Annotated in this window: 31 protein-coding genes, 2 tRNA genes and 1 pseudogene; 17 read left to right on the top strand and 17 right to left on the bottom strand. The window is 75.0% G+C overall.

The window, feature by feature from the left end:
- Positions 1-7: 7 nt before the first annotated feature.
- The gene (locus ASG36_RS05380) at positions 8-343 is read right to left on the bottom strand and encodes a GNAT family N-acetyltransferase (RefSeq protein ID WP_055760368.1); all 336 of its coding nucleotides are present in this window, start codon (positions 341-343) and stop codon (positions 8-10) included.
- 161 nt (positions 344-504) lie between these two features.
- Here ASG36_RS05380 and ASG36_RS05375 point away from each other — a divergent pair.
- From ASG36_RS05375 to ASG36_RS05335, 9 genes are all read left to right on the top strand, one after another.
- A tRNA-Arg gene (locus ASG36_RS05375) sits at positions 505-577 on the top strand.
- A 72-nt stretch (positions 578-649) separates the two neighbouring features.
- The gene (locus ASG36_RS05370) at positions 650-1264 is read left to right on the top strand and encodes a dihydrofolate reductase family protein (protein ID WP_055760363.1); all 615 of its coding nucleotides are present in this window, start codon (positions 650-652) and stop codon (positions 1262-1264) included.
- A 190-nt stretch (positions 1265-1454) separates the two neighbouring features.
- Positions 1455-3554, top strand: coding sequence for a phosphate acetyltransferase (gene pta, locus ASG36_RS05365; protein ID WP_055762519.1), 2100 nt, complete (start codon positions 1455-1457; stop codon positions 3552-3554).
- On the top strand, positions 3551-4717 hold the full coding sequence (locus tag ASG36_RS05360; protein ID WP_055760360.1) for an acetate/propionate family kinase: 1167 nt from the start codon (positions 3551-3553) through the stop codon (positions 4715-4717). Before pta ends, ASG36_RS05360 begins: the two co-directional genes overlap by 4 nt.
- 95 nt (positions 4718-4812) lie before the next feature.
- Entirely contained in the window at positions 4813-5202 is a 390-nt protein-coding gene (locus ASG36_RS05355; protein WP_055760358.1) for a DUF2695 domain-containing protein, read from the top strand.
- A 21-nt stretch (positions 5203-5223) separates the two neighbouring features.
- Positions 5224-5667: an SRPBCC family protein gene (locus ASG36_RS05350; RefSeq protein WP_055760355.1), complete on the top strand. Its 444-nt coding sequence runs from the start codon at positions 5224-5226 to the stop codon at positions 5665-5667.
- A gap of 27 nt (positions 5668-5694) precedes the next feature.
- Positions 5695-6567, top strand: coding sequence for an NAD-dependent protein deacetylase (locus ASG36_RS05345; protein WP_055760352.1), 873 nt, complete (start codon positions 5695-5697; stop codon positions 6565-6567).
- Complete coding sequence (locus ASG36_RS05340) at positions 6564-6875, top strand: hypothetical protein (RefSeq protein ID WP_055760349.1); 312 nt, start codon at positions 6564-6566, stop codon at positions 6873-6875. The genes ASG36_RS05345 and ASG36_RS05340 overlap by 4 nt, the downstream gene beginning before the upstream one ends.
- Positions 6876-6890: 15 nt before the next feature.
- Positions 6891-7802 carry an MSMEG_6728 family protein gene (locus ASG36_RS05335; protein WP_055760346.1) on the top strand — a complete coding sequence of 304 codons (912 nt, stop codon included), beginning with the start codon at positions 6891-6893 and terminating at the stop codon, positions 7800-7802.
- Here ASG36_RS05335 and ASG36_RS05330 read toward each other — a convergent pair.
- Genes ASG36_RS05330 through ASG36_RS05320 form a run of 3 tightly spaced genes read right to left on the bottom strand, consistent with a single transcriptional unit; the run spans position 7780 to position 9442 of the window.
- The gene (locus tag ASG36_RS05330) at positions 7780-8652 is read right to left on the bottom strand and encodes a phosphotransferase (protein WP_055760343.1); all 873 of its coding nucleotides are present in this window, start codon (positions 8650-8652) and stop codon (positions 7780-7782) included. The two genes, ASG36_RS05335 and ASG36_RS05330, sit on opposite strands and share 23 nt — an antisense overlap.
- Complete coding sequence (locus tag ASG36_RS05325) at positions 8649-9056, bottom strand: PaaI family thioesterase (RefSeq protein ID WP_055760341.1); 408 nt, start codon at positions 9054-9056, stop codon at positions 8649-8651. Before ASG36_RS05325 ends, ASG36_RS05330 begins: the two co-directional genes overlap by 4 nt.
- Positions 9053-9442, bottom strand: a complete 390-nt coding sequence (locus ASG36_RS05320; protein ID WP_200944336.1) for a VOC family protein — start codon at positions 9440-9442, stop codon at positions 9053-9055. The genes ASG36_RS05325 and ASG36_RS05320 overlap by 4 nt, the downstream gene beginning before the upstream one ends.
- Before the next feature lie 56 nt (positions 9443-9498).
- Here ASG36_RS05320 and ASG36_RS05315 point away from each other — a divergent pair, with 56 nt between their 5' ends.
- Positions 9499-10176 carry a YbaK/EbsC family protein gene (locus ASG36_RS05315; RefSeq protein ID WP_055760334.1) on the top strand — a complete coding sequence of 226 codons (678 nt, stop codon included), beginning with the start codon at positions 9499-9501 and terminating at the stop codon, positions 10174-10176.
- A 146-nt stretch (positions 10177-10322) separates the two neighbouring features.
- Here the strand turns inward: ASG36_RS05315 and mscL are convergent, their stop codons facing one another.
- The 3 genes from mscL to ASG36_RS21395 all read right to left on the bottom strand — a co-directional run bounded on the left by mscL (position 10323) and on the right by ASG36_RS21395 (position 12007).
- The gene (gene mscL / locus ASG36_RS05310) at positions 10323-10760 is read right to left on the bottom strand and encodes a large conductance mechanosensitive channel protein MscL (protein ID WP_055760332.1); all 438 of its coding nucleotides are present in this window, start codon (positions 10758-10760) and stop codon (positions 10323-10325) included.
- Between the two features lie 56 nt (positions 10761-10816).
- Positions 10817-11515, bottom strand: coding sequence for a Flp pilus assembly protein CpaB (gene cpaB / locus ASG36_RS05305; protein WP_235494607.1), 699 nt, complete (start codon positions 11513-11515; stop codon positions 10817-10819).
- A 111-nt stretch (positions 11516-11626) separates the two neighbouring features.
- Complete coding sequence (locus ASG36_RS21395; protein WP_082522932.1) at positions 11627-12007, bottom strand: FmdB family zinc ribbon protein; 381 nt, start codon at positions 12005-12007, stop codon at positions 11627-11629.
- Positions 12008-12139: 132 nt separating this feature from the next.
- On the opposite strand from ASG36_RS21395, the gene ASG36_RS05295 reads away from it, so the two are divergent.
- Entirely contained in the window at positions 12140-12616 is a 477-nt protein-coding gene (locus ASG36_RS05295) for a MarR family winged helix-turn-helix transcriptional regulator (RefSeq protein WP_055760322.1), read from the top strand.
- Between the two features lie 4 nt (positions 12617-12620).
- On the opposite strand, the gene ASG36_RS22270 is transcribed toward ASG36_RS05295, so the two are convergent.
- The 6 genes and pseudogenes from ASG36_RS22270 to ASG36_RS05275 all read right to left on the bottom strand — a co-directional run bounded on the left by ASG36_RS22270 (position 12621) and on the right by ASG36_RS05275 (position 17489).
- Complete coding sequence (locus tag ASG36_RS22270; RefSeq protein ID WP_255354619.1) at positions 12621-12914, bottom strand: AAA family ATPase; 294 nt, start codon at positions 12912-12914, stop codon at positions 12621-12623.
- 27 nt (positions 12915-12941) lie between these two features.
- Positions 12942-13109, bottom strand: coding sequence for a hypothetical protein (locus ASG36_RS22265; RefSeq protein WP_200944334.1), 168 nt, complete (start codon positions 13107-13109; stop codon positions 12942-12944).
- A 21-nt stretch (positions 13110-13130) separates the two neighbouring features.
- Positions 13131-13205: pseudogene (locus ASG36_RS23060) on the bottom strand (hypothetical protein); the annotation flags it as partial.
- A 152-nt stretch (positions 13206-13357) separates the two neighbouring features.
- Complete coding sequence (locus ASG36_RS05285; protein ID WP_055760320.1) at positions 13358-14893, bottom strand: carboxyl transferase domain-containing protein; 1536 nt, start codon at positions 14891-14893, stop codon at positions 13358-13360.
- Positions 14890-16128 (bottom strand): CaiB/BaiF CoA-transferase family protein, encoded by a 1239-nt coding sequence (locus ASG36_RS05280; RefSeq protein ID WP_200944333.1) that lies wholly within the window; start codon positions 16126-16128, stop codon positions 14890-14892. Before ASG36_RS05280 ends, ASG36_RS05285 begins: the two co-directional genes overlap by 4 nt.
- Before the next feature lie 14 nt (positions 16129-16142).
- Complete coding sequence (locus ASG36_RS05275) at positions 16143-17489, bottom strand: SLC13 family permease (protein ID WP_055760314.1); 1347 nt, start codon at positions 17487-17489, stop codon at positions 16143-16145.
- 110 nt (positions 17490-17599) lie between these two features.
- Between ASG36_RS05275 and ASG36_RS05270 the strand changes: the two genes are divergently transcribed.
- Positions 17600-18292: a FadR/GntR family transcriptional regulator gene (locus ASG36_RS05270; RefSeq protein ID WP_055760311.1), complete on the top strand. Its 693-nt coding sequence runs from the start codon at positions 17600-17602 to the stop codon at positions 18290-18292.
- On the opposite strand, the gene ASG36_RS05265 is transcribed toward ASG36_RS05270, so the two are convergent.
- On the bottom strand, positions 18289-18867 hold the full coding sequence (locus ASG36_RS05265) for a 5-formyltetrahydrofolate cyclo-ligase (RefSeq protein ID WP_055760309.1): 579 nt from the start codon (positions 18865-18867) through the stop codon (positions 18289-18291). The genes ASG36_RS05270 and ASG36_RS05265 overlap by 4 nt on opposite strands.
- A 27-nt stretch (positions 18868-18894) precedes the next feature.
- Between ASG36_RS05265 and ASG36_RS05260 the strand changes: the two genes are divergently transcribed.
- The 5 genes from ASG36_RS05260 (at position 18895) to ASG36_RS05240 (ending at position 23072) form a co-directional block, all read left to right on the top strand.
- Complete coding sequence (locus ASG36_RS05260) at positions 18895-19827, top strand: UTP--glucose-1-phosphate uridylyltransferase (RefSeq protein ID WP_055760306.1); 933 nt, start codon at positions 18895-18897, stop codon at positions 19825-19827.
- A 113-nt stretch (positions 19828-19940) separates the two neighbouring features.
- On the top strand, positions 19941-21419 hold the full coding sequence (gene glp / locus ASG36_RS05255; RefSeq protein ID WP_200944332.1) for a gephyrin-like molybdotransferase Glp: 1479 nt from the start codon (positions 19941-19943) through the stop codon (positions 21417-21419).
- 8 nt (positions 21420-21427) lie between these two features.
- A complete protein-coding gene (locus ASG36_RS05250; protein WP_235494605.1) occupies positions 21428-22060 on the top strand; it encodes a GNAT family N-acetyltransferase in 633 nt (210 codons plus the stop codon).
- A gap of 193 nt (positions 22061-22253) precedes the next feature.
- Complete coding sequence (locus ASG36_RS05245; RefSeq protein ID WP_055762515.1) at positions 22254-22943, top strand: hypothetical protein; 690 nt, start codon at positions 22254-22256, stop codon at positions 22941-22943.
- Between the two features lie 55 nt (positions 22944-22998).
- A tRNA-Ala gene (locus ASG36_RS05240) sits at positions 22999-23072 on the top strand.
- A 51-nt stretch (positions 23073-23123) separates the two neighbouring features.
- Here the strand turns inward: ASG36_RS05240 and ASG36_RS05235 are convergent.
- From ASG36_RS05235 to ASG36_RS05225, 3 genes are read right to left on the bottom strand one after another with little or no spacing between them, the layout of a single operon-like run.
- A complete protein-coding gene (locus ASG36_RS05235) occupies positions 23124-23912 on the bottom strand; it encodes an enoyl-CoA hydratase/isomerase family protein (protein ID WP_055760300.1) in 789 nt (262 codons plus the stop codon).
- A gap of 20 nt (positions 23913-23932) precedes the next feature.
- Positions 23933-25240, bottom strand: coding sequence for an MFS transporter (locus ASG36_RS05230; protein ID WP_235494603.1), 1308 nt, complete (start codon positions 25238-25240; stop codon positions 23933-23935).
- A gap of 26 nt (positions 25241-25266) precedes the next feature.
- Positions 25267-25692: a MarR family winged helix-turn-helix transcriptional regulator gene (locus ASG36_RS05225; RefSeq protein WP_235494601.1), complete on the bottom strand. Its 426-nt coding sequence runs from the start codon at positions 25690-25692 to the stop codon at positions 25267-25269.
- Positions 25693-25704 lie beyond the last annotated feature (12 nt).

The raw sequence follows: 25704 nt of genomic DNA, 5'->3' as shown, positions 1-25704 counted from the left end.
TGCCCGCTCAGTTGGAGGTGAGCTCCAGGCCGAAGTGCGGGCGGTCGGCCTCGGCCACCAGGTCGACGTCGGCCGGGTGCTCGTGGAGGTAGTGCCGCACGAAGGAGCAGTAGGGGAGCACGGTCAGGTGCCGCTCACGGGCACTGGCGAGGACGGCGGCCACCAGCGTGGTGCCCAGGCCCTGACCGGCCACGGCCGGCGAGACCTCGGTGTGCGGGAGCGTCATGACGTCGCCCTCGACGTGGTAGCTGGCCAGCCCGACGACCTGGTCGTCGACGCTGACCTCGAAACGGTTCCGGGCCGGGGCGTCCTCGACCCGGATCTCGCGGGTGCTGCTCGTCATGCGTTCCACCTCCTGCCGGCGTCGTCGCCGGAACGTGCACCGGACAGAAAAGGTAACCGTTGGACCCGGATCCCGCCCCTGTCCGTTCTGACGATCATGGTCGGCCAGACGTTCCCCGGCGCGGCGCGACGCGCCCGGTAGCCTCTGCCGGTACTCCCCGGGCCCCCATAGCTCAGGGGATAGAGCATCGGTTTCCTAAACCGTGTGTCGCAGGTTCGAATCCTGCTGGGGGCACCCAGCTCCGATGAGTCCTCCCGCCCGGCTCGGTCTCCACCGCAGAGACCACCGAGACACCGGGAGCCGGCCGTGGGCACCATCCAGATCGAGCTGTTCGCCACCCTCGACCTCGTCGCGCAGGCGCCGGGCGGCCCCGAGGAGGACACCGACGGCGGCTTCCGCTTCGGCGGCTGGCAGGCGCCGTTGGTCGACGAGGTCGCGGGCGCACAGGTCGCTGCTGCCTACGAGGGGTGCGACGCGCTGCTGCTGGGCCGGCGCACGCACGCGATCTTCAGCGCGTACTGGCCGCACCAGGACGACGGGTTCGCGCAGCTGTTCAACCGCATCCCCAAGTACGTCGCCTCCCGCGGCACGCCCGACCTCTCCTGGGGCGGGTCGCAGCACCTGGGCCCGGACCTGCCGGCCGCCGTCCGCGAGGTCCGGGACCGGCACGAGAAGGTGGTGGTCGTCGGCAGCGTGGACCTGGTGCAGACCCTGCTCCGCGAGCAGCTGTTCGACCGGCTCGACCTCTGGCTGCACCCGATCGTGCTCGGCACCGGCAAGACGGTGTTCAGCGGCGGTGCGGTGCCGACGAACCTCACGCTCCTGGCCCCGCCGGTGGCCAGCCCGAAGGGGAGCGTCCACCTGCAGTACGGCCTGGCCACAGGGGTCCCGGCGACCGGGGACATGACGACGGCCGGCTGACCCCTCGGCGTTGATCAGCTGGGACGACCAGAGTGCGTCCTCCTCCACCGACGCCGGTGGCTGAGGACGCACGGTGGTCGTCGGAGCTGATCAACGCCGGCCGCGGGCGCTCGGTACCGTCGACCACGTCACCGACCCCCGCTCGCCGGTGCTCCCGCGCATCGAGAGCACGGCCCGAGGGAGCCTGACCGTGGCCCGCAGCGTCTACGTCGCCTCCGTCGAGGGGCACTCCGGCAAGTCGATCGTCGCCCTGGGTCTGCTGACCACGCTGGCCCGCGAGGTCGGCCGGGTCGGGGTCTTCCGGCCGATCGCCCGCAGCACCACCGAGCCCGACCACGTGCTGGACCTGCTGCTGCAGCACGCCACCGCCGAGGTCGACCCGGCCGACGCCGTCGGGGTGGGCTACGACGACGTGCACACCGACGGCGACGCCGCCCTCGCCCGGGTCGTCGAGCGGTTCAAGGCCGTGGAGGCCCGCTGCGACGCGGTCGTCGTCGTCGGCTCGGACTTCACCGACGTCAGCTCCCCGACCGAGCTGTCCTACAACGCCCGGATCGCGGCGAACCTGGGCACCCCGGTGGTGCTCGTGCTGGGCGGGCGGGACGCCGCCGGCGCCGAGCACCTCGGCCAGGCGCCCGCGCGCCCCCCGGCCGACCTCGCCGCCGTCGCCGAGCCCGCCCTGCGCGAGCTGGCCGCCGAGCACGCCGGGGTGCTCGCGGTGGTGCTCAACCGGGCCGACCCCGAGCGGCTCGAGGAGGGGCTGGCCGCCGTCCGCGGCGTCACCGACCTGCCGGTCTGGGGCATCCCGGAGGAGGCGTTCCTCATCGCCCCGACGTTCGCCTCGGTCGCCGCGGCGGTCGACGGCGAGCTGGTCGCCGGTGACCCCGAGCTGATGAGCCGGGAGGCGATGGCCGTCGTCGTCGCTGCGATGTCGATGGTCAACGTGCTGCCCCGGATCACCGAGGGGTCGGTCGTCGTCGTCCCCGGGGATCGGCCCGACGTCGTGCTGGCGGTGATGACGGCGCACGCCTCGGGCACCTACCCCTCGCCGACCGGCATCCTGCTCAACGGCGGCATCGACCTGCCCGAGCCCTTCGTGCGGCTGATCGCGGGCATCGGCTCCTCGTTGCCGATCGTGCGCACCGCGCTGGGCACGTTCGACACCACCGCCCGGGTCATCCGCACCCGCGGGCTGATGGCCGCGGACTCCCCGCGCAAGACCGAGACGTCGATCGCGATGTTCGACGAGGCGGTCGACACCCGGGAGCTGCTCGACCGGCTGGCCGTCGTCCCCTCTGACGTGGTGACGCCGCTGATGTTCGAGCACGTGCTCACCGAGCGCAGCCGTGCGGCCCAGCAGCACGTCGTGCTCCCCGAGGGGGACGACGACCGGGTGCTGCGCGCCGCGGCCATCGTGCTGTCCCGCCGGATCGCTCGGCTGACCCTGCTCGGCGAGGAGAGCAAGGTGCGGGGCCGGGCCTCCGAGCTGGGCCTCGACATCGCCGACGCCGCGGTGGTCGACCCCTTCGACGAGGAGCTGCGCGGACGCTTCGCCGAGGAGTACGCCCGACTGCGCGCGCACCGCGGAATGACCGTGGAGGCCGCCCGCGACGTCGTCCCGGACGTGTCGTACTTCGGCACGATGATGGTCCAGCTCGGCCTGGTCGACGGGATGGTGTCCGGCGCCGCGCACACCACCGCGCACACCATCCGGCCGGCGTTCGAGGTCATCCGCACCCGGCCCGGGGTGTCCGTGGTGTCCAGCGTCTTCCTCATGGCGCTGGCCGACCGGGTGCTGGTCTACGGCGACTGCGCGGTCAACCCCGAGCCCGACGCCGCCCAGCTGGCCGACATCGCGATCAGCTCGGCCGCCACGGCCACCCGGTTCGGCATCGAGCCGCGGATCGCGATGCTGTCCTACTCGACCGGGGACAGCGGGTCCGGTGCCGACGTGGAGAAGGTGCGGGCCGCCACCGCACTGGTCCGCGAGCGCGCCCCGGAGCTCGTCGTCGACGGGCCCATGCAGTACGACGCCGCGGCCGACCCGACGGTGGGTGCGTCGAAGATGCCGGGCTCGGCCGTCGCCGGGCGGGCCACCGTGTTCGTCTTCCCCGACCTGAACACCGGCAACAACACCTACAAGGCGGTCCAGCGCTCGGCCGGTGCGGTCGCCATGGGCCCGGTGCTGCAGGGCCTGAACAAGCCGGTCAACGACCTGTCCCGAGGGGCCACCGTGCGCGACATCGTCAACACCATCGCCATCACCGCGGTGCAGGCGGCCGGATCGTGAGCGTCGTCCTGGTGCTCAACAGCGGCTCCTCCTCGCTGAAGTACCGGCTGCTGGACATGGCCGACGAGCGGGTGCTCGCCCACGGCCTCGTCGAGCGGATCGGCGCCGGCGGCTCGATCCGGCACCGCACGGACGACGTCGACGTGACCGTGCAGACCGCGCTGGCCGACCACGCCGCCGCGCTGGAGCTGATGACCGCGACCTTCGCCGAACACGGGCCGGACCTCGCCCCCGGCGTGGTGGGTCACCGGGTGGTGCACGGCGGGTCCCGCTTCAGCGCCCCGGTGGTGGTCGACGACGACGTCGAGGCCGCCGTCGACGAGCTGTCCTCGCTGGCGCCGCTGCACAACCCGCCCGGCCTGCTGGGCATCCGGGCCGCCCGCGCGGCCTTCCCCGCCGTCCCGCAGGTGGCCGTGTTCGACACCGCCTTCCACGCCACGATGCCGGCGGAGGCCTCGACCTACGCGATCGACGTCGACGTCGCCGCCCGGTTCGGGGTGCGCCGCTACGGCTTCCACGGCAGCTCGCACGAGTACGTCTCCCAGGTCGCGGCCGGGCTGCTGGGTCGGCCCGACGCCAAGCTGGTCGTGCTGCACCTGGGCAACGGCGCGTCGGCCTGCGCGGTCGACGCCGGCCGGTCGGTCGCCACCTCCATGGGGCTCACCCCGCTGGAGGGCCTGGTCATGGGCACCCGCGGCGGCGACCTGGACCCCGGCGCCCTGCTGCACCTGATGCGCAACGGCCTGGACGCCGACGACCTGGACACGCTGCTGAACCGCCGCAGCGGGCTGACCGGGCTGACCGGCAGCGGCGACCTGCGCGACGTGCTGGGCGCAGCCGCGGACGGCGACGACCGGGCCGAGGCCGCGCTGCGCGTCTACGCACACCGCATCCGCGGCTACGTGGGCGCCTACCTGGCCCACCTCGGGGGACTCGACGGGCTGGTCTTCACCGCGGGCGTGGGGGAGAACAGCCCCGAGGTGCGCGCCCGGGTGCTCGACGGGCTCGGGCACCTGGGGCTGGCCCTCGACCCGGCCCGCAACACCGCGGCCGACCGGGGACCCCGGGTGGTCAGCCCGGACGGCACGGCGGTGCACGTCCTGGTGGTGCCCACCGACGAGGAGCTGCAGATCGCCCGGCACGCGGTGGCACTCGCCGGCTGAGGGCGCCTGTGGACGGCGGGCCGGGCTGTGGACGACGGCCCGCTCCCGTCGGTGGGCGGTGGTCGGCTCGGCCTCCCACACCCCAGGAGGCACCGATGACCCACACCCCCGCGACCGAGGCCGAGGAGTTCGTCGCCGAGCTCGCCGAGGCCCTCACCGCACCCGACCCCGGCGAGTGCGTCTTCTGCTACCTGGCCCGGATGACCGGCCAGTTCGGTTGCGACACCACGCCGCGCTGGGCCCGGCGCTGGCGCGAGCGCTGCGCACCGCGGGCCACCGCGCTGCTGCGCCGGCTGGCGGCCCGCGGCGGGTTCTGCGACTGCGAGGTGTTCCTGAACGGCTGGTCGTACCGGGCCGACCTGCTGGTGCTCGACCCCGACAGCGGCCTGCTCGACTGGCCGCTGGAGGACCCGGCCTGCGAGGGGGTGCGGGCCGGGTCGACGCAGGGGTGCGCGCTCTGGGTGCCCCGTCGGCGGGACCGGTGACCCGCGCGGGAGACTGGGCGCATGGGTCAGGTCGTCGCCACCGCAGAACGAGTCGTGCACGCTCCCGCCGAGCGGGTGCACGCCGCCCTCGCCGACTACGCGGGCACCCGCCAGCGCATCGCCGGCCCGCAGTTCAGCGAGTACCGGGTCGAGTCGGGCGGGCAGGGCGCCGGCACCCGGGTGCACTGGAAGCTCGCCGCGACCGAGAAGCGGGTGCGCGACCAGGTGATCTCGGTGTCCGAGCTCCCCGACGCCGGTGGCCTCGTGGAGAGCGACGCCAACTCCTCCATGGTCACCACCTGGACGGTGCGCCCGGCCGGGCCGGACAGCTCGACCGTGGGGGTGCGCACCACGTGGCAGGGCGCCGGCGGGATCGGTGGCTTCTTCGAGCGCACGTTCGCGCCGAAGGGCCTGCGCCGGCTCTACGACGGGATGCTCGAGAGGCTGGACGCCGACCTGACCTGATGGCGCGCGGTCTGCGCACCGGGGACGATGGGCCGCGTGGGTGCTCCGCTGACCGATGCCGGTCCCGTCGTCGCCGGGCTGGACGACCTCGCCGCGCTGGTCGGCAACGGCAACGCCGTGGTGCTGTCCGGGGCGGGGCTGTCCACCGACTCGGGCATCCCGGACTACCGGGGCGCCACCGGTTCGCTGCGTCGGCACACCCCGATGACCTGGCAGACCTTCACCCGCGACCCGGCCGGTCGGCACCGGTACTGGGCGCGCAGCTTCGTCGGCTGGCGGCAGATCGCGCACGCCCGCCCCAACGACGGGCATCGCGCGGTCGCGGCCCTGCAGCACGCCGGGCTGCTCGGCGGGATCGTCACCCAGAACGTCGACGGCCTGCACCAGGCCGGGGGCGCCTCGGACGTGCTGGAGCTGCACGGCGGGTTGGACCGCACGGTCTGCCTGCAGTGCGGGGACGTCGCCGACCGGGCCGCCCTCGACGTCCGGCTGCGGGAGGCCAACCCCGGCTTCCGGCCCGAGCCGGTGGAGGGCGAGGTCAACCCCGACGGCGACGTCGAGCTGCCCGAGGAGGCCCTCGACGGCTTCGTGATGGTCGACTGCCTCGTCTGCGGCGGGGGACCGCTCAAGCCCGACGTCGTCTTCTTCGGCGAGACCGTGCCGCGCGAGCGGGTCGACACCGCCTTCGACCTGGTCACCTGCGCCCGCTCGCTGGTCGTGCTGGGCTCGTCGTTGACCGTGATGAGCGGCTACCGCTTCGTGCTGCGCGCGGCCAAGGAGGGCATCCCGGTCGCGATCGTCAACTCCGGGCCCACCCGGGGTGACGAGAAGGCCGACGTGCGCGTCGACGCGCCCCTGGGCCGGGTGCTGCCCGAGCTGGCCCGCCGGCTCGCCCGGTGACCCGCGAGGTCGAGCACACCGCCGACGGTCGCTGGATCGTCGTGGACGGTCGCCGGTGGCGCACCCAGGACCCCCAGCTGCCCGATGACGTGCGCGAGCAGCTGCTGCACCACCTGGGCGTGGGGCGCAGCGGGGTGCGGACGGCGAAGAAGGCCGGCGACGACGACGCGGTGCGTGCGGCGCGGGCCCGGGTGCAGGCGGCCAAGACCGGGCTGGGGGAGCGCGGCACGGCGTGGTGGGAGCAGTCCGACGACGAGCGCCGGACCCGCTGGGAGGACGCGCTCACCGAGCTGGCCGCGCTGGACTGACCCAGACTGGACCCGGTGCAGACCTTCCTCCCGGTGGCCGACTTCGCCGCCAGCGCACGCCTGCTGGACGCGCCCCGGTTGGGCAAGCAGCGCGTGGAGACCCTGCAGGTGCTCCGGGCGCTCGAGCTGCCCGACTACGGGTGGGCCACCCACCCGGCGGTACGGATGTGGCGCGGGCACACCCCGGCGCTCGTGCGGTACGGCCTCGACGTGGCGGCTGAGTGGGCTGCCCGGGGCTTCGCCGACAGCACCGCCGCCCAGATCGAGGAGTTCGCTCCCGGCGTGGGCAGCCAGGCCGAGCTGGCTGCCGCCGGCCGGCTGCCGGCCTGGGTGGGTGACGAGGCGGTGCACCGGTCACACCGGTCGAAGCTGGTGGCCAAGGAGCCGGGCACCTACCGACCGCTGTTCCCGGACGACCCGGACGACCTCGAGTACGTCTGGCCCGACCCGGGGGACGTGCCGCGGTCCCCGGCGCCGGAGGGCACCGCGGTGTGGGTGGTCCGTCCCCGGGCGCACCCCGAGCTGGGTGCCGCGATGGCCACCGGGGTCGTCGGCCTGGGCACCCAGTCCGGGGTCGACGTGGACGCCACCGGCCTCGACCCCGCCGCGCTGCGGTCACTGGCCCACGAGCTGACCGGGAGACGCCCGGCCAAGGACCTGCGGCAGCTCAGCGCCCTCCTCGACGACGTGGCCGTCGGCGACCACGTCGCCCTCCCGCTGGCCGGCGGGAGCGATCTGCTGCTGGGCCGGGTCACCGGTGAGTACGCCTTCGCCGGGCGCGAGCTGCTCCCGCACCGGAGGCCGGCCCGCTTCGCCGCCGTCGTCCCCCGCGGGGCGGTGCGCCCTCCGGCGGCGATGCAGGACCCGCGGGCGCTCTTCCGCGTCGTGGTCGACCCCGCGGTGGTCAGCCGCGCACCGACCGGCTGACCTCGGCCACGGCCGCGGCCAGCCGCTCGTCGGCCTGTCGGCGGTACCCGGGGTCCCGGGACGCCACGACCTGGGACCAGGCCGCCCCGTGCAGCAGGCGCAGCAGCAGGAGCGGTTCGAGGTCGGCGTCCGACAGCGGGTGCGGGGTGGCGTCCACCGCGGCCCGGCCGTCCAGCCGGCCGGTGGAACGCAGGCAGGCCAGGTCCCAGCCGACCGGCCCCGGTGAGGTGTCCTCCAGGTCGGTCCACCGCCAACCCGTCGTGGTGCCCAGCAGGTTCCCGGGGTGCGCGTCCCCGTGCAGCGCCCCCGACGGTCCGGTCAGCCGGGGGCGCACCGCCTCCAGCAGTGCACCGACCCGCTCCACGTGGTCCGGCCGTGCCCCGAGGTCCGCGCCGGTGGCGGCGAAGACCGCGACGTCCTCGAGCGGGGTGTCCAGGAAGGCGCCCGCCGGCGCGGGCAGGCTCGCGAGCACCTCGTGCAGCTCACCGAGGGCCCGGCCGGCCACCTGCGCGGTCGGCTGCTCACCGGTCAGCTCGGCGAACCGCCAGAAGGACAGCACCAGGCCGTCCTGCACGTGGGGGCCGGGCGGGAGCAGGTCCGACGGGGGGACGACGGCGGCGCCCGCGGCGGTGAGCGCCGTCGCCAGCGCCACCTCCCGGCCGAACGTGCGCGAGACGTCGGGTCGGAGCAGTCGGGTCGCCGTCGCCACCCGGGCGACCACCGGGGCCGGCGCCAGGTGGACCACCGCGTTGACACCGTCGGAGAGCAGCCGGGGGTCCGCGCAGGTCAGTCCGAGGCGCCCGGCGCAGGCGACCGCAGCCGCGACCGCCGCGCCGGCCGGGGTGCTCACGCGCCGGGCAGCGGGACGTTCTGCAGCCGCACCTGGCCGCGGGCCACGGTCTTGCCGTCCTCGGCGCGGGTGAGCGTGACCAGCCACAGCTGCAGGGTGCGACCCTGCTGCACCGGTTCGGCCAGCACGTCGAGCCGGCCCTCGGTCGCCGGGCGGAGGAAATCGGTGGAGTTGTTCACCCCGACGGCGAACTGGCCCCGGTCGGCGACCGCGGCGCTGGCCCCGATGCTGGCCGCGGACTCGATCACGGCCGCGTAGACGCCGCCGTGCACCACGCCCCAGGGGGTGTGCTGGTCCGGGCCGAGCTCCACCGTGCCGGTGACCCGGGTGCCGGTCATCTCGGCGGGGGTGAAGCCGGTGGCGGTGACGAAGGCACTGGCCTGCGCCAGGTCTGGCCGGGTCATCGGGTCTCCTCGGGTGCGGGCGGCGGGAGCGGGGCGTCCCAGACCAGGCAGAAGGGGTGTCCGACCGGGTCGGCGTAGACCCGGAAGTCGCCGCCGGCGCCGGGGAGCCGGGTGGCGCCCAGGGCGAGCACGGCGGGCTCGGCGGTGTCGATGTCGGCCACCCGGACGTCCAGGTGCGCCTGCTGCGGGCGGGCCGGGTCGGGCCAGTCCGGGGGCTGCAGGTCCGGGGCCTGCTGGAAGGCCAGCCGGTAGCCCGCGCCGGTGACCACCACCCAGTCGTCGCCGGGCTCGCCGCGCACCTCCATCCCGAGCAGCTCGGCGTAGAAGCCGGCCAACGTGTGCGCGTCGGGGGCGTCGATGACGTAGGAGTGCAGCTGGCCGATCACGACCGTCATCCTGGCCCGGCCGGCCGCTCCCGGACAGTCGGGGGCACGATCAGGCCATGACCGCACCGCAGCTCGGGAGCCTCACCTGGGTCCCCGCCGCCGACCGCCCCGACCTGCTCGGCGCCCCGGTGGCCGCCGCCCTCGCCGGACTCACCGGTCCGGCGTGGGTGGCCGAGATCGACGACGACCTGGCCGACACCGCCGCGTTCAGCGACGCCTACGCCGTGCCGTTGGCGGCCTCGGCCAACTGCGTCGTGGTCGCCGCCCGGCGCGGTGCGGGGACGACGCTGGCCGCCTGCCTGGTGCGGGCCGACACCCGCGCCGACGTCAACGGCCTCGTCCGCCGCCACCTGGGTGCCCGCAAGGCCTCCTTCGCCCCGCAGGACGTCGCCGTCGCCGAGTCGGGGATGACGTACGGCGGCATCACCCCGGTCGGGCTGCCGGGGGACTGGCCCGTGCTGGTCGACGCCGCCGTGGCCGCCGGCGAGCTGCTGGTCGTCGGCTCGGGCACCCGGGGCAGCAAGCTCGCCGTCCCCGGGGCGGTGCTGGCCGCGCTGCCGGGCGCGGTCGTGCTGGAGGGCCTCGGGCAGCCGGTGACCCCGCCCGCTGCGGCGGCACCGGTTCGCGAGCGGGCGCCGGACGACAGCGACGTCGGCTGGGGGGAGCGGCCCGAGGAGCACGACCGGGACGCCCGGTACCTGGAGGACCGGCCCCCGCACTGGGGCAGCGACTGAAGGAAGGACCTGGTCGCCCACGGCACGCTCCGCGCGCCACGGGGCCCTGCGACCGGGCCGACCAGCCGCCAGACCAGAGGGCTGCACCAGAACGGCCCCCGCGCTGCGCCGCGTGGGGGCCGTCGGTGGTGCTGGGGGTGCTGGGGTCAGAGCTGGCCGGGCAGGGCCGTGGTCCCGGGGCCGATCGGGTTCTCCTTCTGGCTCATGCCTTGCTGCGAGCGGAGCAGGTCGCGGATCTCGACGAGCAGCTCGACCTGGGTCGGGCCGACCGGGCCGGCCTCCTCGCCGGACTTGCGGCGCTCGAGGATCTTCTTCATCGGGAGCACCACGACGAAGTAGACGACCGCCGCGGTGAGCGCGAACGTGATGACCTGGTTGATGAAGGCGCCCCAGGCGAACTCCTGGCCGTCCACGAAGAACGAGCCGCCGTCGACGCCGCCCCCGCCGATGAGCCCGATGAGGGGCTCCAGGAACGCGGTGGTGAACGAGGTGACGACCGCGGTGAACGCGGCACCGATGACGACGGCGACCGCGAGGTCGACGATGTTCCCGCGGAGCAGGAAGTCCTTGAAGCCCTTGAGCATGGAGTGGTGTCCTCAGTCGACGCAGGGTGACCGGTGGACCACCGGGGGTGGGCCGGTCATGGCGGGCCGAGGGTAACGGTCAGTGTCGCTTCGGTCGACGCCGCGGCCAGCCGCCCCGCGTCACCCTCGGCGACGGCCAGGACCAGCAGTCCGGCCCCGTCGGACACCGTGCTGTCGGCGGAGGCGGGGGTGGGGACGGCGAGCACCACCGCGTCGTCGACCACCACCTCGGTGGGGAGCCCGGGGCGGGACGCCAGCACGTCGACCCGGTCCCCGCTGCGCAGCAGCGCGGCGACGGCCAGGTCGGCCAGCCGCACGGGCGCTGCCACGTGCCCGGCCGGCACCTGCGACCACAGGCCCGCCCCGACCAGCCGGGCGTCGGTCAGCACCTCACCGGCCCGCACCGCCGAGGCGAGGGCGACCCCGTCGACCGTCCCCGGGTCGGGCACGGCTCCGCCGGGCACCAGGTCGGCCGGGAGCTGCCGCACGGTCACGTCGTCCGGGCCCAGGACGGTGCCCGCCGGCAGGTCGCCCGCGGCGACCACCACCGGGTCGGTGACGGTCTCCGGCGGTGCAGACCCGGCCGAGGTCGGCACCGGGCGCAGGGCCAGGACGAGCGCCGCCACCGCCAGCAGCCCGGCCAGCACCCGGCGCAGCTGGTGCACCGGGTGCCGTGGCCGACGGCGCCACCAGGCGACCACCGACGCACGACCGGGCGGTGGGGCGTCCCGGCGGCGGGACCTCGAGTCGGACACGGACCCAGCCTGGGCCCGCGAGGCGCCCGTCGGCGCCGGCCGGGCTCGGCTGTGGACGGGTGGGTCGGTTGTGGACGGCCGCGAGCGCGGCCGGCCCGGTTCGTGCTGGGGTCAGGCGGGCTTGGCCGGCGAGCTGCTGCTGGAGCCGCTGGAGGAAGAGCTCGACCCGGAGGTGCTCGAGGAGGTGCTCGAGGACGAGGAGTCCTTCGACGGCGACGAGCTGGACGATGAGTCCGAGCTCGTGGAGGACGAGGACTCCTTGCTCCCGGAGTCCTTGCTGCCCGAGGAGGAGGTGGCCTTCTTGCCCGACTCACGGCTGTCGGTGCGGTAGAAGCCCGAGCCCTTGAAGACCACGCCCACCGAGCCGTAGACCTTGCGCACCGGGGCGCCGCACTCGGGGCAGGTCGCGACCGCCGGGTCGGTGAACGACTGGACCACCTCGAACTCGTGCTTGGTCTCGGGGTTGGTGCAGGCGTACTGGTACGTGGGCACGGCGGTGTTCACTCCTCGTCGCGGGTGGTGGCCGGGCTGGCACTCTCACCCGGCGACTGCCAATCATGCGCCTCGGTCGATCCGTCGTCCACGACGGGCCGGTCCCGGGTCGGTGCCGTTACCGTCCGCGGCGTGGCATCACCGTGGCTCGACGAGGAGCAGCAGCAGACCTGGCGGGCGTGGCTGGCCGTGGCCGAGCTGCTGCCCCGCTCGCTGGACGCGCAGCTCCAACGCGACGCCGGGCTCACCCACGCCGCCTACGTCGTGCTCGCGATGCTGTCGGAGGCACCCGGCCGGAGCCGGCGGATGAGCGAGCTGGCCCGGGCGGCCAACCAGTCGCAGAGCCGGCTCTCGCACACCGTCGCCCGGTTGGAGGACCGGGGCTGGGTGCGCCGGGAGCGGGCCACCGACGACGGCCGGGGCAACGTCGCGGTGCTCACCGAGGAGGGGTGGGACGTCGTCCGCACCGTTGCCCCGGGCCACGTCGACGCCGTCCGGGAGGGCCTGTTCGCCGCGCTCACCCCGGAGCAGACCACCCACCTGCACGACGCGCTGACCGCCGTCCTGGAGCGCCTGGACCCCGACGCCAGCCGCCGCGCCACCGGCTGACCCCTCAGGTCAGGTGCCGCAGGAACGACTGAGGGTCGCCGAGGAACTGCCGCCACGAGGCGGTGAGCTCCAGCTCCTCCCACACCGCCGGGCGGAGGCCCCACGGGCCGACCTCGAGCAGCGTCGCGCCGGGGAGCGCGGCGACGACGGGGGAGTGGGTGGCCACCACGAGCTGTGCGCCGACGGCGACCAGGTCGAGCACCCGTGCGACGAGGGAGAGCGACCCGGTGAACGACAGGGCGGCGTCGGGTTCGTCCAGCAGGTAGAGACCGGGCTCGGCCACCCGTTCGGCGAGCAGGGTGAGGAAGGCCTCGCCGTGGCTGAGCTAGTGGAACACCGGCTCCGGCGGCCCGAACGGGTTCGTGTTCTGCTCCAGGTGGCTGTAGAGGCCGTGCAGCGTCTCGTCGCGGAGGAAGTACGACCAGCGCGGGGCGCCGGGGCTGCGCTCCACGACGAGGCCCAGCGGTGGGGGCTCGCTGGGGCGGGTCCGCATCCGGGAGCCCACCGACCCGCCCTCGGGGTTGAGCCCCAGCGTGACGGCCAGTGCCTCGACCAGCGTCGACTTCCCGGAGCCGTTCTCGCCGACCAGGACCAGTGCCCCCGCCGGCAGCTAGAGGCCCTCGGTGAGCAGCTGCTCGACCGCGGGGACGGTCCGCGGCCAGACCCCGGTCGGCAGCGGAGGTGCACCCGGGTCCGGGCGCACCCGCCGCACCGGCCGGCGGTCCGGCCGCGGACGGGCCCTCACCGGCGGCCGAGCTCCCGGTAGCGGGCCATCCGGCTGCGGCGTCGTTCGGTGTCGTCCCGGCCGAGCAGCCCGGCGAGTTCCTCGGCGAGCACCCGGCCCAACCGCAGGCAGAACTCGGTGGGCTCGTCGGCGGCGTCGGGTCGCTCGGGCACCACCCGGTCGACGATGCCCGCCCGCCACAGGTCGGTGGCCCGCACGCCCTGCGCGGCGGCCATCTCCCCGGCGTGCTCGGTGTCCCGGTGCACGATCGCCGAGGCGCCCTCCGGGGGGAGCGGCCCGAGCCACCCGTTGGCCGCGGCCAGCACCCGGTCGGCCGGCACGAGCGCCAGCGCGCCACCGCCGGTGCCCTGGCCGAGCAGCACCGCCAGCGTGGGGGCGCGCAGCATCACCAGGTCGGACAGGCAGCGGGCGATCTCCGCGGCCAGGCCGCCCTCCTCGGCCTCCACCGACAGCGCCGCGCCGGGGGTGTCGATGAGGGTGAGCAGCGGCAGCCGCAGCTCCGCCGCCAGCCGCATCCCGCGTCGGGCCTCGCGCAGCGCGGCCGGGCCGAGGGGGGCCGACAGCGACTGGCCGCGCCGGTCCTGCCCGAGGACGACGCAGGGCGCGCCGCCGAACCGGGCCAGCGCCAGCAGCAGCCCGGGGTCGGACTCCCCGGCCCCGGTGCCGTTGAGCGCCACGACGTCGGTGGCCGCGGTGCGCAGCAGCCGGCGCACGCCGGGCCGGTCGGTGCGGCGCGAGGCGGTGACGACGTCCCAGGCGGAGCGGCCGTCCTCGGGGTCGTCGGCGTCCGTGCCGTCACCGTCGACCGGGCCCTCGACCTGTCCGTCGCGGTGCCAGGTGGCCCGGGCGGCGAGCACCCGCAGCGCCCGGTCGGCGACGTCGGCGACCTGCTCGGCCGGGACGACGGCGTCGATCAGCCCACGCTCGGCCAGGTGCTCGGCGGTCTGCACGTCGGCCGGGAAGGGCTCGCCGTAGAGCTGCTCGTAGACCCGCGGGCCCAGGAAGCCGATGGCCGCCCCGGGCTCGGCGATGGTCACGTGGCCCAGCGAGCCCCAGGAGGCCAGCACCCCGCCGAACGTCGGGCCCCGCAGGTAGACGAGGTAGGGCAGCCCGGCCTCCTTGTGCCGGGCGATGGCCGCGGTGATGCCGATCATCTGGAGGAAGGCGACCGTGCCCTCCTGCATGCGGGTGCCCCCGGAGACGGGGGAGGCCAGCAGGGGCAGGCCCAGCGAGGTGGCCCGCTCGACCGCGGACATCAGCCGCTCGGCCGTGGCCACCCCGATCGAGCCGGCCAGGAAGCCGAACTCCCCGGCGACGACGGCGACCCGTCGACCGCGCAGCAGTCCCTCTCCGGTGACCACGGCCTCGTCCTGGCCGGTCTTCTCCCGGGCCCGGGCGAGCTCCCGGGCGTAGTCGTCGTCCTCGGTGCGCGGGGACACCGGGGTGTCCCAGCTGGTCCAGGAACCCGGGTCCAGGACCAGGTCGCGCAACGAGCGGGCGTCCAGCCGCTTCGGCTTCTGCGGCGCGGTCACGTGGCGTGCCCGTCCTCGACGTCGTCCTCGGCGGGCTGGGCGACACCGGCGGACGACGACGCGAGCCAGGCCCGGATGGCGTCGCCGTCGGCGCCGAGCACCGGGGGAGCGGTGTGCTCCCGGCGGGTGGTCTCGGTCTCGCCCTCGGCGGAGGGGGCGAAGAACCGCAGCGGCGGCCCGGGCAGCTGCACCGCGCCCAGGGTCTGGTGCTCGACGTCGACCAGCAGGCCCTGGGACAGCGCCTGGTCCCAGCCGTAGACCTCGTCGATCGTGCGCACCTTGCCCGCGGGCACCCCGGCGGCGGACAACCGGGCGAGCAGCGCCTCGGCCTCGATGCCGGCGAAGGCACCCTCGAGCAGCTCGATCACCCGCTGCCGGTTGCCCACGCGCTCGCCGTTGGTGGCCAGCCCGTCGGCCTCGGCGTCGAGCCCGAACTCCGTGCAGAGCCGGCGCCACAGCGACTCCGACCCGCAGGACAGCTGGACCGACCCGCCGTCGGCGCAGTGGAACAGCCCGTACGGCGCGATCGAGGGGTGGTGGTTGCCCTGGGCGTGCCCGACCTTCCCGGCGACGGTCCAGGCAGTGCCTTGGAAGGCGTGCACACCCACGACGGCGGCCAGCAGCGAGGTGCGCACGACCTGCCCGCGGCCGGTCCGCTCCCGCTCCAGCAGCGCGGCCAGCACCCCGTAGGCGCCGTACATCCCGGCCAGCAGGTCACCGATCGGGACACCGACCCGCTGCGGGTCGTCGGGGCCGGACCCGGTCAGCGACATCAGCCCGGCCTCGCCCTGGGCGATCTGGTCGTACCCGGCGCGGCCGCCCTCGGGACCGTCGTGGCCGAACCCGCTGATCGCCAGCGTCACCAGCCGGGGGTTGAGCTCGGCGAGCACGTCGGTGCCGAAGCCGAGGCGGGCCAGGGTGCCGGGGCGGAAGTTCTCCAGCAGCACGTCGGCCCGGCGCAGCAGCTCGGTCAACGTGGCCTTGTCCGCCTCGTCCTTGAGGTCGAGGGTGATCGACTCCTTGTTCTTGTTCGTCGACAGGAAGTAGGTGGACTCCCGGCCGCCCTCGGGCGGGTCGACGAAGGGCGGACCCCAGCCGCGGGTGTCGTCCCCGCTGCCGGGGTTCTCCACCTTGATCACGCGGGCGCCCAGGTCGCCGAGCATCATCCCGGCGTGCGGGCCGGCGAGCGCCCGGGTGAGGTCGACGACGAGGGTGCCGTCGAGGGGGCCGGTCATGGGGTCTCCGTTCATCAGAGCCACCCGGGGACGACGAAGACCAGCCAGGCGATGAGCGGCCCGACCAGCACGACGACCCCGGAGTAGCCGAGGATCTGCTTGTAGAAGCGGTCGCGGTCGACGTCCTGGGCGTTGGCCAGCACCAGGGCACCGTTGGTGGAGAACGGGCTGACGTCGACGATCGTGGCCGACACGGCCAGCGCGACGACGACGCCGACGGCGCCGATCTCCCCGGCCAGCAGGAACGGCACGGCCAGCGAGATGGCCACCCCGATGATCGCCGTGGAGCTGGCGAACGCGCTGACCACGGCGCCGATGTAGGCCAGCAGCAGGGCCACGAGCAGCGGGGCGCCGATGGAGGTGACGCTCTCCCCGACGTACTCGATGGTGCCCGCGGCCTGCAGCACCGAGACGTAGGTGAGCACGCCGGCGATCAGCAGCACCGTGGTCCAGCTGATCTGCATGACCGCGCCCTTGTGCCGGGCGGCGGAGAACAGCGCCAGCACGGTGGCGATGGTGATGGAGACGAAGCCGATGTCCAGGTCGAAGACCAGGGCGAGGAGCACCAGCGCGGCCAGCCCGACCAGGGTCAGGACCTGCTCGACGGTGACCTTCGCCGTCGCCGTCAGGGTGTCCACCCCGCTGCCCGCGGACGCGCCGTGGCCGCTGACCGCGACCGACGTGTCCGGCCCGGTGGCCTCGGTGGCCTCGGTGGCCTCGGTGGCCTCGGGGGCCACGTCGTCGGTGACCTTGCGGCCCACCAGCTTCCGTCCGCCCAGGACGACGAAGAGGATCGCGCCGATCGCCAGGTTGAAGAACAGGCTGCCCAGGAACACCGTGACCGGCGAGGAGGGCAGGTCGTTGTCGGCGACGATCGTGTTGACCGTGACGCCGTAGACGCTGATCGGGGAGAACCCGCCGGCCTGCGCGCCGTGCACGACCATCATGCCCATCAGCAGCGGGCTGATCCGGTACCGCGCGGCGAAGCCCAGCGCGATCGGGGCGATGATCGCCACGGCCGCCGGGCCGAGCGCGCCGATGGCGGTCAGCACGCCGGTGACGGCGAACATGATCCACGGGATGAAGGCGACCCGGCCGGCCACGAGCTTGACCGCGCCGCGGACCAGCAGGTCGACGGTGCCGTTGTTCTGGGCGATGGCGAACAGGTAGGTGACCCCGATGAGGGTCAGCACCAGCTCCCCGGGGAAGCCGGCGATGATGTCGTCGGTGGTCATCCCGACGGCGAGGGTGCCGACCAGGAAGGCCGCCACGAAGGCCAGGGCGCCCATGTTGATCGGCAGGAAGGTGGCGATCGCGAAGATCGCCACCAACGCCAGGATCGAGATGATCTCGGGTGACACGAGGTGCTCCCACGTCGTCGGAGGGCTGGGGGGGTCTGGATCAGTGGCCTAGCCTCTCGACCAGTGGCTAGTGTGTCAACCGTCACGGCGCGTCGACACGGGAGGTACCGGTGAGCACTGGTCCGGGCCCGCTGCGCCGCAACCGGCTCTACGAGCAGGTGGTCCGGCAGGTCGTCGGCTGGGCCGCCGAGGCCGGGCTGGCCGCCGGTGACCGGCTGCCCCCCGAGCGCGAGCTGGCCGCCTCCCTCGGCGTCAGCCGGGCCACCGTCGCCCAGGCGCTGGTGGCCCTGGAGGTCACCGGGGTCGTCGACGTGCGGCACGGCGACGGCACGGTGCTGCTGGTCGCGCCCCGGTCGGAGGCGGTGCTGGCGGCGCTGGACGCCCGCCGCGAGGACCTCGGCGACGTGATCGAGGCGCGGGAGGCCCTCGAGGTCCACCTCGCCGCCCTGGCCGCGCGCCGGCGCACCGAGGCCGACCTCGCCGAGATCGACGCGGCGCTGGCTGCGATGGCAGCCGACCTCGCCGCCGGTGGCCGCGGCGTCGACGGCGACGAGCGGTTCCACGCCGCCGTCACCGCCGCGGGGCACTCGGCCCTGCTGGCCCGCTTCATGGCCGAGATCGCCGACCGGGTGCGGGAGAGCCGGATCGAGTCCCTCGCCCAGGAGGGCCGGCCGCACCGGTCGCTGCACGGGCACCGGGCGATCGCCGAGGCCGTCCGCGCCGGCGACCCCGAGGCGGCCGCGGCCGCGATGGCCGCGCACATCCGGATGGTCTCCGACGTCCCGCTGCTCGGCGGCGGCTAGCCCAGCTCCAGCCAGCCGCCCGACGGGGTGACGACGGCGTGCAGCCCGACGTCGTGCGCCTCGGTGGGGACGGCGTCCACCAGCTCCTCGTCGAACACCACGCCCACCAGCACCGCGTCCGGGCGGGCGTGCGCCAGGGCCCGGTCGTAGTACCCGCCGCCGCGGCCCAGTCGCGAGCCGTCGCGCCCCACCGCCAGTGCCGGGACGACGACGACGTCGGCCAGCCCCAGCTCCGACGCCGGCCACCGCGGGCCCACCGGCTCCAGCAACCCGTACCGGCCCGGTGCCAGGTCCGCGCTCCGGTCGGCCCAGGACAGCACCCGACCCGACGCGGGCACGACCGGCAGCAGCACCCGCACCCCGGGGAGCGCCGCGGGCAGCTCGCCGTGGCCGGGCTCCTCGGCGGTGGGCACGAAACCGGCCACCACCCCCGTGTCGGACAGCCGGGCGCGCAGGTGGGCGGCCAGTGACCGGGCCGCCGTCGTCCGCACCTCGAGAGGCCGGTCGCGGCGGGCAGCGAGCAGCGCTGTGCGCCGGACCACCTTGCTGTTCACCACGACGGGGGAGTCTGACACCGGCCGGTGCTGGATACGCTCCCCGGCATGTCGAGCCCGTCCCGCCCTGCCCGCAAGGCCGTCATCCCCGTCGCCGGGATGGGCACGCGCTTCCTGCCGGCCACCAAGGCCGTGCCCAAGGAGCTGCTGCCGGTCGTGGACCGCCCGGCCCTGCAGTACATCGTCGAGGAGGCCGCCCGCGCCGGTCTCGGCGAGGTGCTTATGGTCACCGGCCGCAACAAGAACGCCATCGAGGACTTCTTCGACCGCGCCCCGGAGCTGGAGGCGGCGCTGGAGAAGAAGGGCGACCAGTCCCGGCTGGACGCCGTGCACGAGTCCACCGACGTCGCCCAGGTGCACTTCGTGCGCCAGGGCGAGGCCAAGGGCCTGGGTCACGCGGTCCTGCAGGCCGCGGCCTTCGTCGGGGACGAGCCCTTCGCGGTCATGCTCGGCGACGACCTCATCGACGCCCGCGACCTGCTGCTCGAGCAGATGCTCGCCGTGCAGGCCGAGCACGGCGGCTGCGTCATCGCGCTGCTGGACGTGGGTGCGGAGAACATCGACAAGTACGGCGCCGTGGCCATCGAGGAGGCTCCGCAGACCTCCGCCGGCGACGGCGACCAGGTCGTGCGGATCACCGGCATGGTCGAGAAGCCCCCGAAGGAGGAGGCGCCCTCCTCCCTGGCCATCATCGGCCGCTACGTGCTGGCGCCGGAGGTCTTCGACGCCATCCGGGCCACCCCGCCCGGCCGCGGTGGGGAGATCCAGCTGACCGACGCGCTGCTCAAGCTGGTCGAGGACGGCGTCCCGGTGCACGGCGTGGTGTTCTCCGGCCGCCGGTACGACACCGGGGACAAGCTGGACTACCTCAAGGCCGTCGTCCGGCTGGCCGTGGAGCGCGACGACCTCGGGCCCGCGCTGCGCCCCTGGTTGCGTGACTTCGTCGCCGACCTGCCCGCCGAGGGCGCGTCGCCGGCCTGACCCGGCGCCCGAGAGGGCACCATCGAGGGCCGGTGCGGTCGGTCAGGACCCACTCCGCGGGCGCGAGGCGCCCCGGCGACGGAAGTCCGCAGAGCTCGCAGACGGTGGTGGGGATGTCCGAGGACAAGACACGTGGGTGGTTCCGGGGGTCCCGGGACACCACCCAGATCGACCTCGGCACGGGTGCGGCCGTCGGTGTGCAGCACACCCAGCAGATCGCCCGGGGTCCGGCGGCACCGGTGCACCACGAGACGGTGCAGGTCGACCTGGAGCGGGTGCCCGCCCCGGCGGTGTCCTCCGGTGACCGCGACCCCGACCCGGCGGCCGACACCGGGTCCATCGCGCTGGAGGACGTCCGGGTGCGCTCGGTCGAGGAGCACCTCGACCTCATCCTCGCCGCCGCGCCGACCCCCGACCCCATCGAGCTCGCGGTCCTGGACGCCCAGGGCCTGCTGTGCGCCGAGCACGTGGTCGCCGTCCGCGACCTGCCCGCCTTCGACCAGGCCGGGCTCGACGGCTACGCCGCCCGCTCGGTCGACCTGTTCGGGGCCTCCCTCGAGCAGCCGGTGCCGCTGGCCGTCGTGGGGGAGTCCGTCGCCGGTCCCGCCGAGCCCACCTCCATCGCCGCGGGCCTGACCCAGAAGGTCGCCGTCGGCTCGATGCTGCCCACCGGTGCCGACGTCGTCGTCCCCGCCGTGTGGACCGACCAGGGCCAGGCCCGGGTCGGCGTGCACGCCGAGCTCGCGCCGGGCAGCTACGTGCGCCTGGCCGGGGACGACGTCCGCGCCGGGGACACCGCCGTCGGTGTGGGCACCCCGATCGGCCCGGCCCAGATCAGCCTGCTCGCCGCCGTCGGCCGCGAGCGCGTGCTGGTCCGGCCGCGCCCCCGGGTGGCCGTGCTCTGCGCCGGCAGCGAGCTGGTCGACGTGGGCGTCGTCCCGGTGCCCGGGCAGGTCGTCGACGTCAACAGCTACGCCCTGGCCGCCGCCGCCCGGGACGCCGGCGCGGAGGCCTACCGCTCGGGCATCGTGCCGCGCGACCGCCGCCGGCTGGTCGAGCTGCTGGAGAGCCAGCTGCTGCGCAGCGACGTGGTGCTCATCGCCGGCACGTTCGCCGGCGGCGGCTTCGACCTGGTCCAGGAGGCCCTCGCCGAGCTCGGCCAGGTGCACTTCACCCAGGTCGCCATGCACCCGGGCCCGGTGCAGGCCTTCGGTCGGCTGGGCCGGGACGGCGTGCCGGTCATCTGCGTGCCGGGGGAGCCGGTCGCCGCGCTGGTCGCCTTCGAGGTCTTCGTCCGGCCGGCGATCCGGCTGATGCTCGGCAAGCGGCAGCTGTTCCGCCGCACCGTGCAGGCGGTGTCGGCCCAGCACCTGGTCTCCCCGCTGGGCTACCGGCAGTACGTGCACGGCCAGGTCATGCGGCACCCCGACGGCGGCTACGTCGTCGAGCCGGTCGGTGGTGGCGACCCCGGTGGCGACGCCGTGCTGGCCCGGATGGCGCGCGCGAACTGCCTGATCGTGGTCGACGAGGACGTCACCGAGGTCGAGCCCGGCGGGCTGGTCACCGTCATGCCCATGCTGCTCGGCGGCTGAGCCGGCTGGTGTCCGCGTTGTGGGACGACCCGGCCCAGCACCCCGGGTGGCCGGCGACGCTGCAGCACGGGGACGTCGAGCTGCACCCGCTGCGCCGCTCGGACGCCGAGGCCTGGTCCCGGCTGCGCCGGGAGAACGAGGCCTGGTTGGCGCCCTGGGAGCCGACCGCCCCGGCCGGGTGGGCCGCCCGGCACACGCCGCAGGTCTACCGGGCGATGCGGCGCGCCGCCGCCCGGCGGGCCCGACTGGGCAGCGCGCTGCCCTTCGCCGTCCGGCACCGGGGGCGCCTGGTGGGCCAGGTGACCGTGGACAACGTCGTGCGCGGCGCGCTCCGCTCGGCACACCTGGGCTACTGGATCGACCGGGGGGCAGCCGGGCAGGGCGTGGCGTCGCTGGCCGTGGCCCTGGTGTGCGACCACGCCTTCGGCCCGGTCGGGCTGCACCGGCTGCAGGCCGACGTCCGGCCCGAGAACGGCCCGAGCCGCCGGCTGGTGCAGCGCCTGGGCTTCCGCGAGGAGGGCCTGTTTCGCGGATACCTGGACATCGACGGCGACTGGCGGGACCACATCGGTCACGCGCTGTTGTCGACCGACCTGCCGGGCAGCGTGGTCGCCCGGTGGCAGCGGTCCGCGCCGTCCTGACCGCGGCCGGCGACACGCCGGTGGGGCGACACGCCGCCGCCACGCGACACGACACGACAGAACTGCTGCGCGCCTCCCCCGTCGGGGGGGAGGGGCCCCCTACCGTGCAAGGCGAGTGACCCGTGTGACTCGTGTGACGCCAGGGATCGGCGTTGCACACGCGGGTGCCAAGGACGGATGCGGGGTGGGTGCGATGGGTTCGGGTGTTCTGCTGGCCGCTCTGGTCGTGTTGTGGTTCGTGGTGCTGGTGCCGATGGTCGTCACTCGGGGTGACGCGACACCGGCCCGCACGGGCGCGGTCGGCGCGGGCCGCACGTTGCAGCGACGACGGGTCGTGGACCCGGTGGTCCACGCCGGCACCGAGCGGGTCGAGATCGACCGTGCGGCGCTGCTGGCCACCGGTGAGCTCACCGTCGACGTCCACGCGCTGCGTCGGCGCACGCTGGCCGGCCTGGTCGGGCTCGCACTGCTGACCCTGGTCGGCGCGCTGGTCTACCGGCCCTGGCTGTGGGCCCCGCACCTGCTGCTCGACGTCGCCACGGTCGGCTACCTGATGGTCGTGCGGGCCGCCGCCGAGCGCGAGCGCCGCACCGCCGCCCGTCGCCAGTACCGGGCCGCCGCCCGGCCTGCGGCAGCCCGTCCGGCCGCGCGGCCCGCGCCGCGTCCGGCCCCGGCTCCCGAGCCGGTCGCCGTCCCCGCCGCCCGGGTCCCGCACCCCAGCCTCCCGCTGGCCCCGGTGCACCCCATCCGGCCCGCCCGGGTGCCCGCCGCCCGCACCGCGGGCAGTGCCGCGTGGCAGCACAGCGCGGTCGTGGGTCTGGACGACGACGACATCGGCTTCGCCGACATCGACGTCTACGCCCCCCGCGCCGCGACCGGCTGATCTGTCCGGCCCCCCTGCGGGGCCGGGGCCGGTGGGCGGTAGGCTCACCGGCGAAGGGGCTGTGGCGCAGTCCGGTAGCGCACCTCGTTCGCATCGAGGGGGTCAGGGGTTCAATTCCCCTCAGCTCCACCCCGACACCACCCAGGCCGGGTCCCGCGAGGGGCCCGGCCTGGGTCGTTCTCAGCCCGCGCTGCGGAAGTCCGCCGGGCGCTTGGCGCGGAACGCCCCGACGCCCTCGACCGCTTCGGCGTCGGCCGCGGACTCCACGATCAGCCGGGCCTCCTCGTCGAGCTGGGCGTCCAGCGTGGTGGTGGCGGCCCGGCGGACCAGCCCGCGGGTGCGCACCATGGCCCGGATCGGACCGGCCGCCACCTGGTGGGCCAGCGCGACCGCTGCCGAGGTCAGCTCCTCGTCGTCCACCAGCCGACCGACGAGGCCGTACAGGTGGGCGTCGGCGGCGCTCAGCGTGCCGTTGGTGAGCATCAGGTCCAGCGCCCGCGGCGCGCCCAGGGTGCGGGCCAGCGCCCACGAGCTCCCGCCGTCGGGGGAGAGCCCGATCGCGCCGTACGCGGGGCGGATCTTCGTCGAGCGGGCGGCGAGCACCAGGTCGCAGGCCCCGAGGAGCCCCACGCCGGCCCCGGCCACCGCGCCCTGCACGCCGGCGACCACGGGGACCGGGCAGCTCACCACCCGCCGGACGACGTCGTGCCAGCGGTCGGCCAGCGTGCCGATGAACGCAGCCATGTCCGCCGCGGCCGACATGCCGGCGATGTCCCCGCCCACGCAGAACCGGGTGCCGGCGCCCAGGAGCAGGACGGTCCGGGTGTCGGCGGGGCGGTCGTCGAAGGCGGCCACCAGGGCGTCGGCCATCGGGACGTCGATCGCGTTGCCGGCGTCGGCCCGGTCCAGGGTCACCCGCCAGACGTCGCCGTCGACCTCGGTGCTGACTCGTCGCTGAGTGCTGTCCATGGTGGGGACGGTAGGGGAGCTCAGCGGCGCCGGGCGAGGTCGGCCTCGACCTCGCCGTCGATCGCCGCCGGCGCGCCGCCGAACTCGTCGGCCACCTCGCCCGCGACGTCGTCCGGACCGCCGTGGTCGGTGCTCGGGTGGCCGTCCTCGTCCATGCCGGCGTCGGCCTGGGTCAGCATCCGGTGTCCGGTCGACAGCACCGCGACCCCGGCCAGGACGGCGACGGCGGCCACGTAGAACGGCACGTGCACGTCGAAGGCCTCGACGAGCTTGCCTGCGGCGAAGGGTGCGAGGCCACCGCCCAGGAACCGGACGAAGCCGTAGGCCGCCGACGCGACCGGGCGCTCGACGGGGGAGACCAGCATGACGGCCTGGGTGGTGAGGGTGTTGTTGATGCCGATGAAGGCCCCGGCCACGACCACGCAGGTGATGAGCGCCCACTTCGTGTCGGTGAAGACGGCGATCAGCAGCAGGTCGACGGCGAAGAGCCCGAGCGCGCCGTACAGGCTGCGGGCGGTGCCGAAGCGGGCCTGCAGACGCGGGGCGCCGACGACGGAGAAGAACGCGACGAGCAGGCCCCAGCCGAAGAACACGAAGCCCAGCTGGATCGCCGACAGCTCCATCGGGAACGGTGCGTAGCCCAGCATGGTGAAGAAGCCCCAGTTGTAGAGCAGGGCGGTGATCGCCATGATCAGCAGCCCGCGGTGCCGCAGCGCCTTGAGCGGGGCCGACAGCGGGGTCTTGTGGGCCGGCTTGGGGGTCGTGTCCAGCAGCACCACGGTGGCCAGCAGGGCGATCGCCATCAGCACCGCGACGCCGAAGAACGGGCCCCGCCAGCTGATGCTGCCCAGCAGCCCACCGACCAGCGGGCCGGCCGCGATGCCCAGGCCGAGCGCGGCCTCGTAGAGCACGATCGCCCCGGCGAACCCGCCGGACGCGCTCGCCACGATGACCGCGAGCGAGGTGGCGATGAACAGCGCGTTGCCCAGGCCCCAGCCGGCGCGGAACCCGACGATCCCGCCGATGGAGTCGCTGAGCCCGGCCAGTGCGGAGAACACCACGATGATCGCCAGGCCGGTGACCAGGGTCTGCTTGGCCCCGATCCGGCTGGACACCCAGTTCGTGCCGAGCATGGCGACGGCGGTGACCACCAGGTAGCTGGTGAACAGCAGGGTCACCTGGCTCTCGCTGGCGCCGAGCTGGGTCTTCAGCGAGGGCAGGATCGGGTCGACGAGGCCGATGCCCATGAAGCTCACGACACAGGCGAAGGCGACGGCGTACACCGCCTTCGGCTGGCCGAGCATGCTGCTCTTCTGGTGCGTGCTCACGGGTTCACTCCGGTTCGGTGGGTGGGTCAGGGCTGCAGCGCCGCGGTCAGGCGGGCCAGCGCGGGGAGGGCTGCGGTGATCGAGGCGACCTCGTCGTCGTCGAGGTGTGCCAGCGGCTCGGCGAGCCGGGCCGCCCGGGTCTGCCGGCGGCGGTCGAGCAGGGCGGCGCCCTCGTCGGTCAGGGACAGCACGACGACCCGCCGGTCGGTGGGGTCGCCGGAGCGGGCCACCAGTCCGGCGGTGGTCAGCCGGGCGACCAGCGCGGTCATCGAGGGCTGGCTGACGCCCTCGGTCGCCGCCAGGTCGGTCAGTCGTGCGGGCCCGGTCTGGCGCAGGGTCGACAGGGTCGCCGCCGCGGTGAGGCTGAGCTCGGTACGGGTGCTGGTCAGCTGCCGCAGGCCGACGACGACGTCGTCGAGCTGCTCGGCCAGGTCCGTCCGGTCAGTGGGCACCCATCAGTTGTA

This window comes from Geodermatophilus sp. Leaf369, from assembly GCF_001424455.1.
GTDB lineage: Bacteria > Actinomycetota > Actinomycetes > Mycobacteriales > Geodermatophilaceae > Klenkia.
Note: the sequence above shows the minus strand (reverse complement) of the source record. Positions and strands in the feature narration are given on the sequence as shown.